This is a genomic window from Rhodococcus sp. P4_F3_2 (assembly GCF_056401335.1).
Genome location: NZ_JBFUJN010000069.1, coordinates 1 through 9,446, shown reverse-complemented (window position 1 = coordinate 9,446; position 9,446 = coordinate 1). Strand labels below are relative to the sequence as shown.

The following is a 9,446-nucleotide window of genomic DNA, read 5'->3' as shown; positions in this document are numbered from 1 at the left end:
CACCCAACACCTCGGCGAAAACCGAGGCAACCGACTCCTCCACCGGAGTCACCGGAGCCCGGAACGCCGCAGCCTCGAACACCGGCTTCGGCAACAGCTTCCGATCCAACTTCCCCGAAGCATTCAGCGGGAACGCATCCAACACCATGATCTGCGACGGCACCATATACGACGGCAACACCGACCCCAACGAATCCACAAGCGCCGCAACATCAACCACCGCTCCCGACGTCGGCACCACATACCCCACCAACTGATCACCGGTCTTGGTCGACACCACCGCCACCGACGACACCGACACCGACACATCGGCCACCAGGGCCGACTCGATCTCCCCCAACTCGATCCGCTGACCCCGGAACTTCACCTGGAAATCGGTGCGCCCGATGTACTCGAGCTCCCCCGACCAGCCCCACCGCACCAAGTCCCCCGTGCGGTACATCCGATCGCCGACACTGCCATGAGTGAACGGGTTCGCCACGAAGCGATCCGCCGACAAATCCGGACGAGAAACATACCCACGAGCCAACTGATCACCCGCAAGATACAACTCACCCGCAACACCCGCCGGCACCGGACGCAATCGCGAATCCAAGACGAAAACCTGCGAATTCCACTGCGGCACACCAATAGAAGCCACACCACCGTGGACAGCATCCGTCACATCCGCGAACGTGATCGACACCGCGGCCTCGGTCGGACCATACAAGTTGTGAACCCGCGCGCTTGAAACAACACCGAAATCGCGCACCGTCTGCGCCGGCAACGCCTCGCCGATGACGAACACATCACGCAGCGAATCCAACTGGCTGGCAGAGACTTCCCCCGCGAACACCGACAGCATCGTCGGCACGAAGTCCGTCACCGTCACACGCTGATCAGCGATCACCGACGCCAAATACCCCGGATCCCGATGACCGTCATGAGTGGCCACCACCAACCGAGCACCCACCGCCAACGGCAGGAAGAACCCCCACAAAGACACATCGAACGTCGTCGCAGTCTTCTGCAGATACACATCCGACCCGGTCAGAACATACTGCCCCTGCATCCACGCCATCTGATTGACGATCGCCGCATGCGAAACCGCCACACCCTTCGGCTTCCCCGTCGACCCCGACGTGAAAATCACATACGCAGCATTCGAAACACGCAACGGCGCAACACGATCCACATCAGAAACAGGCGCATCCGAGAATCCGGACACATCCAGCTCGTCGATCAAGACCACATCGAATTCACCCGGCAACACCACACCGTCACCAGCAGTGGACAACACACAGACCGGTGCCGCGGTCTCGAGAATATGACCATTGCGCTCGACCGGATGATCCGGATCCAACGGCACATACGCCCCACCCGCAGCAACCACTGCATACATACCAACCACAAGGTCAACCGACCGGCGCATCGCCAACGCCACCAACGACTCCGGCCCCACACCCACCGAAATCAGATACCGTGCAAGACGGTTCACCCGAGACCCGAACTCCGCATACGACAGAGACTGTCCCTGGAACATCACCGCCACCGCACCCGGCGTCGCCGCCACCTGCGCAACAAACCCGTCGAGCAACAAAGCGTCGTCAGTCAACTCGTGAACAGTGTCATTGACCGTCACCAACACCTGCGAACGCTCGTCCTCACCGAGCAACTCCACATCCCCGACAACCGAATCAGGCTCCGCCACCATCGCTTCCAGAACACGCACCAACCGCTCCGCAAACGAAACAACTGTCGACGCGTCGAACAGATCCGTCGCATACGTCAACGACATCGGCATCCCCACACCGACGCCGTCCTCCTCCAACGGCGTCACCGTCAACTGCAGATCAAACTTCGCGATCTCGACACCGGCGTCGAAACCGGCAATCGACAGTCCCGGCAACTCCACGACATCCTGCGCCATGTTCTGAAAGAACAACGCAACCTGGAACAACGGATGATGGGCCTGCGACCGCGCCGGATCAAGCACTTCCACCAAACGCTCGAACGGCACGTCCTCGTTGCCGAACGCCCCGAGATCGACCTCACGAACCCGACCCAACAACGCCGAGAAAGACTCCGAAGAATCCACCTCGGTCCGCAACACCAACGTATTGACGAACATACCGATCAGATCGTCCAGCTCCGGCTCACCCCGCCCTGCGATCGGAGAGCCCACCACAACGTCGTCACTACCGCTCAGCCGCGCCAACAACACCGCCAACGCCGCATGCACCACCATGAACAACGACACATTACGATCAAGCGCCAACTGCTCGAGCGCTCGATGTAACCGCGCGTCTATCGAAAACTGGTAACTCGCCCCCTGATTGGATGCCACCAACGGCCGCGGGCGATCCGCCGGCAGCTCGATCCGCTCCGGCAACCCCGCCAACACCGACGTCCAATACCCCAACTGCTCGGACATCAACGACGACGGATCGCCCTCGGACCCCAACACCTCACGCTGCCACAACGCGAAGTCCGCGTACTGCACCGCCAGCGGCGCCCACTGCGGAACCTGACCACCCGCACGCGCCACGTACGCCACCGACACATCACGCACCAATGGCCCCAACGACACGCCATCAGCAGCAATATGGTGAATCACCAACGCCAATACAAACTCCGACGAGCCCGTCTGGAACAAACGAACCCGCAATGGCACCTCGACCGTGACATCGAACCCCTCTGCCACCACTGGCGTCAGCACACCGAGCAAGTCGGCCGCGTCGACAGTTTCGGGCAATACAGTTCCCACGAATTCGTCCACCGGAAGTACTTGTTGGAACCCGATGCCCTCGAATTCCGGGTAGACGGTCCGCAACACCTCGTGCCGCGCAACAACATCCGACAGCGCTGCGGACAGTGCCGAAACATCGACGGCACCGGACAACCGCAACACGATCGGAATGTTGTTCACACCAGACACAGAGTCGAATCTCGACAAGAACCACATCCGCGACTGTGCAAGGGAAAGAGGTATCCGCTCCGGACGAGAGCGAGGGGCCAAGGCAATTCGCACATGCCCCGCTGAATCTGACAGAACAGATGCAAGTCCGGAGACTGTCGAGTACTCGAACAGCGTTTTGACCTGAACCCGCACATCGAAAGCCGCACTGAGACGCCCGGCCAATTGCGCAGCAATCAACGAGTTGCCGCCGAGTTCGAAGAAGTCGTCGTCAGCGCCGACTCGGTCCACCCCCAAGAGTTCTTCGAATACGCGCGCGACCAGGACCTCACCAGCGGAGGATGGCGCTACAAACTCTCGGGCCTCGAATACGGGATCAGGAAGTGCTGCCGAATCCAGCTTTCCTACCGGCGTCAAGGGGATCTCGTCGATGACAACGACAGCCGCCGGAATCATGTGACGGGGAAGATCCGTCTTGACCACTGCCAGGACGTCATCCCCGGACAACACGGCTCCAACTGCAGGAAGCACATAAGAGATTAGAGCCGTTTCACCGCTGGGCAACACTCGCCCGAGAGTTGTCACAAACTCGACCCGTTCGTCGAGTGCGATGACCGCGTCAATTTCAGTCAACTCGATGCGGAAGCCACGGATCTTGACCTGGGAATCGGACCGTCCGACGTATTCGACGCTACGATCGCCGGCAGCACTTTCCGTCCACCGCACCACGTCCCCCGTGCGGTACATTCGTTCACCCTGGGCCCCAAAGGGATTCGCGATGAATCGATCGGCCGTCATTCCTGCCAAATTGTGGTATCCGCGCGCAACCTGCGGCCCTGCAAGATAGAGCTCACCCGTAGTCCCCGTCGGTACAGGCTGCAAGCGAGCATCCAATACCAAAGACGCTGCACCACGAATCGGACCACCGATCGTGACGGGATCACCCGCGCCGAGTTCCGTCATGTTCGTGACGATCGTCATCTCGGTCGGGCCGTACGCGTTGAAAAAGTGGCGTCCGGGCGCCCACTTCGCGACCAACTCTGGCGGACACGCCTCACCCGCGACCACGACGACAGCAACATCGTCGAGTCCAGATGGATCCACCGATGCGAGCACCGAAGGAGTAGCGCCGACATGCGTCACTCGCTCTGTCTTGATCAGCTCGGCTAGCTCGGGCCCACCGTAGATGCTCGATGGGGCAATCACCATGACGGCGCCTGCTCCGATCGTCTCGAGTAGTTCGAAGATCGATACGTCGAAGCTTGGAGTCGTGAAGTGCAAAACCCGTGAATTGCCGTCGAGCGACAGCATGCGAATTTGCTCTCGCTGCAGGACGGCTAGCCCCGAATGCGAAACAACAACACCCTTGGGTCGCCCTGTGGAGCCGGATGTGTAGATGACGTACGCGGCGTGCTGCTCACGCAGTGTTCTTACCCGCTCGTCATACGTCACTGGCGCGCCGGAGACAGCGGCCAACGACTCGACAGTGTCCGAAGCATCGATCGAGATCCACCCGACCGAGTCAGTTAACCCGGCGCGTGCACCCTCAGTGGTCAACCCGACCGAAACTCCAGAATCGCTGATCATGTAGGCCACGCGATCGGCTGGATAGTTCGGATCAACCGGGACGAAGGCGGCGCCGGACTTGGCGACTGCCCACAGTGCCAGAACGGACTCGATGGACCGCGGTATCGAAATTGCAACCCGATCCTCTGGCCCCATGCCGCCGGCGATCAACAATCTCGCCAAACGAGACGATTGCTCGTCCAACTCTGCGTATGACAGCGAACGTCCTTCGAACCGCAACGCCTCCCGCTCGGGCCCCAGCTCGACGGCCGCCGCCAGCAGTTGCGGAAGCAACGATGTGCTGGCACGACGGCCGCGTGCCGGACGCTCTCGACGTGCCTTGCGAGCTACCGACGTCCCTGGCGTCACACCATCGGAGCTCATGCGGTCACGACCTGCACTCGAACGGCATGCTGGAGGAACACGTGCTGCGTCAAGACAATTTCACCTTCGCTTTGGTACTGCAGTTCGATCAGTATTCGCAGGAATCCGATCACTTCCGAGGTTCTACCCTTGACCTGGGCAAATCGCGTTCGACGTCCCGGTAAAGCCCCAATAGTTGATCGGACACACCGAACCATTGTTACAGCTGTCGCGGAGTGGACATCATCGGACTGTTCGGGATATGGGAGTCCATCGACTTCCTGAACGGCGGCGTCAGCTCAGAGTCCACGTCGCGGGATCACAGGCCAGGCGTAGATCAGGCAGACCTCCTTCGACGACATCTGTGAAGACGTCTGTCGGACCAACCGCGTGCGAAACCCACTCCTCTTCAAGGAGCTCGTGTACCTCTGCGTCCTTCGCCTCTTCCGAGGAAAGAAGTACGACGCCACCGACCGCCCCGCCAAGCAGAATCGTCAGAACCGATGTTTCATCGTCGTCGGGACCGAAGTACATCAAACGCGATTCGTAGTCGACGTCGTGCTTTTGCGACATAGCATCCAACTTCGCTGCGAGCTCTCCATGGGTGATCTGGTCAGAGTGTGATCCGGTAACCACGACCGCGACGTCGTCCCCACTCAGCGGACGAAGCCGATCCGTGTAGTTCACGGAACGACTCGAATACGACGCCACCAATTCGACAACCCCGGACTCGTTCAGGTCGAGGATCGTATCCAGCGCGACATCAGAATCTGCACTGCCCGAAGTCAGCGTCAAGGCCACACTCGGGTTTGTTCCTCTTCCAGGCGTACGCGCTGCTCCTGTTGTAGTTCCCACGAGTACTGCCGCGCCTGCTTTGGACAGCGCCCAGATCGCCACTACCAGTTCGATGCCACGCAGCCCTGTCATCGCAACTGCGTCACCCGGGCCGATCCCAAGACTGATGAGGTGGCGCGCAAGGCGAGATGATCGTGCATCGACCTCGTGGTATGTCACTTCCTCTTCATCGCACACGACTGCTACGGCGTCAGGATCAGCCTCAACGGAGTTCGCCAATCGCTGTGGCACGAGTCGGCCCGTCGAAGCGCCAACGGCCGGGGGTGGCGTTGTGTCCACGGAGCCGAGGACTTCTGCTCGTTCGGAGTCGGTGAGCAGTTCGATGTCACCGATCGGACGTGAAGGATCCGAGGACACCCGATCGAGAACGCGTACGAATCGCTCGACATGTGCGTCGGCGGTCGCTTGGTCGAAAAGATCGGCGGCGAAAACCAAATGGCCAATCAGTCCTCCTGTGATCGGATCAGAACTGAGATTGAGTTGGAGGTCGAACTTCGCAGTCGCCTCCACACCCTCGACTGCCGAGATCTTCAGATCCGGCAGACTGAACTCGGCTCCTGCCATCGGTTCGACCGACAGTGCAACCTGGAAAAGCTCGTTCGCTGACGCCGACAACGCGCCGGTAACTTCCTCGAACGGTATGTCGCCGTTCGCAAATGCCTCGAGATCGACATTTCGAACCAGCGAGACCAATTCGCCGAATCCTGCTCCGAGGTCCGGAGCGGTCCTGAGTGCGAGCGTGTTGACGAACATTCCGACTATGTCGTCCAGTTGCTGCTCACCTCGCCCGGCTACAACTGTTCCGATCGCGAAATCTCGGCTTCCGCTCAACCGTGAGATGAGAACTGCAAGCGCGGCATGCACAACCATGAACAATGTGGCGTTGTGTTCGCGCGCAATCTCGTTGAGCCGCGTCGCCGTGTCCGCACTGACGGAGAACTCCGAGACACCGGCCTTKGCAGACATCTGCGCGGGTCGCTGACGGTCGGAAGGCAATCCGGGCGTCGACGACACACCGTTCAACGTCCGGCGCCAGAAGTCGAGTTGCTGTGCAGCCTGCGAGCCGATCTCGTCGACGCTACCGAGCACTTCGCGCTGCCAGATCGCGAAGTCCGCGTACTGAACAGTCAACGGCGTCCACGACGGCGCGGTACCGCGCATGCGGGCCTCATAGGCGACCATCATGTCTCGGGCCAGAGGTCCCATCGATTCACCGTCAGCGGCGATGTGATGAGCGACCAAGACGAATATGAAGTCTGCCGGCCCCAACTCGAGCAACCCAGTGCGTACAGGTACTTCCTGAGCTACGTCGAATCCGGTCGTCACCAACTCCACGACGCGATTGAACGCCGCGGCCTCGTCGTCCACCTGAATCGTTTCGAGAGGCGAAAGGAGTTCGTCGATCGCGACGATTTTCTGAACCGGCCCTTCGATGTCACTCGGGTAACTGGTCCGGAGCGACTCATGTCGAACCAAAACGTCGTGAAGAGCCTGGCGCAAAGCCGCGACATCCAAGTTCCCTGTCAATCGCAGAGCCAACGGAATGTTGTATGCCGCAGAACCGGGATCCATCTGGTTTACCAACCACATTCGCTGCTGGGCCAAGGACAGAGGAAGACGTTCTGGACGTTCCCGCGCCTCCAACTCCATCCTCGCACCGGAACCTGCGGTCTTTTGCGCTACTGCAGCCAAACCTTCCACTGTCGAGTTCTCGAACAGCACGCGCACCGGGACCTGCGCATCGAGCGCCTGTCCCAATCTTGCTGCCAACCTGGTAGCGATCAACGAATTACCACCCAGCGCAAAGAAATCGTCATCCAGACCGACCCGCTCCGCGCCCAACACATCTCCGAACACCGACGCAACAATTTCCTGCACCGCTGTGACCGGCGCCCGAAACTCTGCTGCCTCGAATACCGGTGACGGGAGAGCCTTTCGATCCAATTTGCCCGAAGCATTGAGAGGAAGCTCGTCGAGGACAAGAACCTTCGAGGGCACCATGTACGTCGGAAGCACGGCCCGGGCAGACTCCAGAACTTCGGACGCATCTACTGCAGTTCCCACGACATACCCGACCAGGCTGTCGCCGAACGTCGCATCGCTGTGCAGGACGACCACCGCATCTGAAACCGCCTCGTGCGAGATCAGAGCAGATTCGATCTCGCCGAGTTCGATACGCTGCCCCCGCAGTTTGACCTGGAAATCCGATCGGCCGATGTACTCGAGCTCGCCCCGACCGTTCCACCTGACGAGGTCGCCGGTTCGATACAACCTGCTGCCGCCATCTGAGGCGCCCCTTTCCCCGCCCGCAAAGGGGTTGGCGACGAAACGCTCCGCCGTCAACGCTGCTCGGTTTCCGTATCCGCGACCGACACCGACACCACCGACATACAACTCGCCGATCACGCCCGGCGGCACCATACCCAACGACCGATCCAGAACGAACAGATCCATGTTCGGCACCGGTGCACCGATCGGAACGCTGACGGTGTCATGCGCAGTCACTGCGTGGAACGAGACCACGTCCGACGCTTCCGTCGGGCCGTAACTGTTCACCAGGCGTACTCCGCCTGACAACAAACTGCCAAGACGATTGAGCCGGATCGACTCGCCTCCAAGGAACACAACATCGAGAACGCTCAGAGCAGACTCCTCATCGGAATCCACCACGGCTTCGAATGCGCTCGGCGACATGTTCGCCACTGCGACGTCACCGTGCCCGACGCGAGCGACGATCGCATCCGGATCGAAACCGTCTGAGGCAAGCACTGCGGTCCGACCGCTGCTCAGCGCTGCCCAGACGTTCTTCTGCGTCAGGTCGAAACTGGGTGAAGACGCGATCAAAAGACCACCAGTTTCGGGCAACTCGCTGCGATACCAGGCCACCGTATTCTCGATGCCCGCCATCGGCACCAACGTCGGCTTCGGACGACCAGTCGAACCGGATGTCGAAATGACATACCCCAAGCGGTCGCCCGCACCGAGCTCACGCCATCGATCCGTCGGCCCCTCCACAATCGGCGAATCGCGAATGATGCTGTCGAGGACGATGACGTCCACCGCCAGATCGAGAGTCGTCGTACTCACCGCACATCGGGCGCCAGTGTCGGCAATTATCGCTTCGATCCGATCCTGTGGGTACGACGGATCGATCGGCCCGTACGCAGCACCCGCCTTCCACGCCGCCAACATACCTACGACCCACTCGACCGACCTCGGCACGATCAACGCGACGACGTCATCCGGACCGACGCCGGCCGCCGTCAATCGCTCGGCCACCACGTTTGCGTAGGCGTCGAGTTGCCCGTAGGTCAGCGCCTCGCCATCGCACTCGACGGCAAGAGAATCAGGGGTCTGCCCAACCTGTTCGTCGAACATCGCAGTCAGGGAGGCGCCTGCCAACGCTGTGCGCCCACCAGTGGACCAGCTGAGAAGGTTGCTGCGCTCAGCAGCGGTAAGTACGTCGATATCACCCAACCGAACTGACGGATCAACAGTGATCTCAGCAAGGATGCGCCCGAACCTGCCGGCAAAGCCTGCCACCGTCGACTCGTCGAACAGATCCGTCGCGTACGTGAACTGCGCCGCCATCCCCGCTGGTGCGCCCGCCTCGTCAAACTGCTCGACCATGGTCAACTGCAGATCGAACTTGGCCGCCACCGTGTTGGCGTCGATTCCCGCAACTGTCAGATCGCCAAGTCGAAGCACCGACTGCTCCATGTTCTGGAACGACAGCATCACCTGGAACAACGGATTACGAGCCTGC

Annotated in this window: 2 protein-coding genes; both read right to left on the bottom strand. The window is 60.5% G+C overall.

Going from position 1 to position 9,446, the window contains the following annotated elements; translation table 11 throughout:
- On the bottom strand, nucleotides 1–4,846 hold a 4,846-nt coding region (locus AC1DWA_RS32430; protein WP_477917543.1), incomplete at its 3' end, for an amino acid adenylation domain-containing protein.
- Nucleotides 4,847–5,119: 273 nt separating this feature from the next.
- Nucleotides 5,120–9,446 (bottom strand): amino acid adenylation domain-containing protein (locus AC1DWA_RS32425; RefSeq protein ID WP_477917541.1); only part of this gene is annotated, 4,327 nt, incomplete at its 5' end.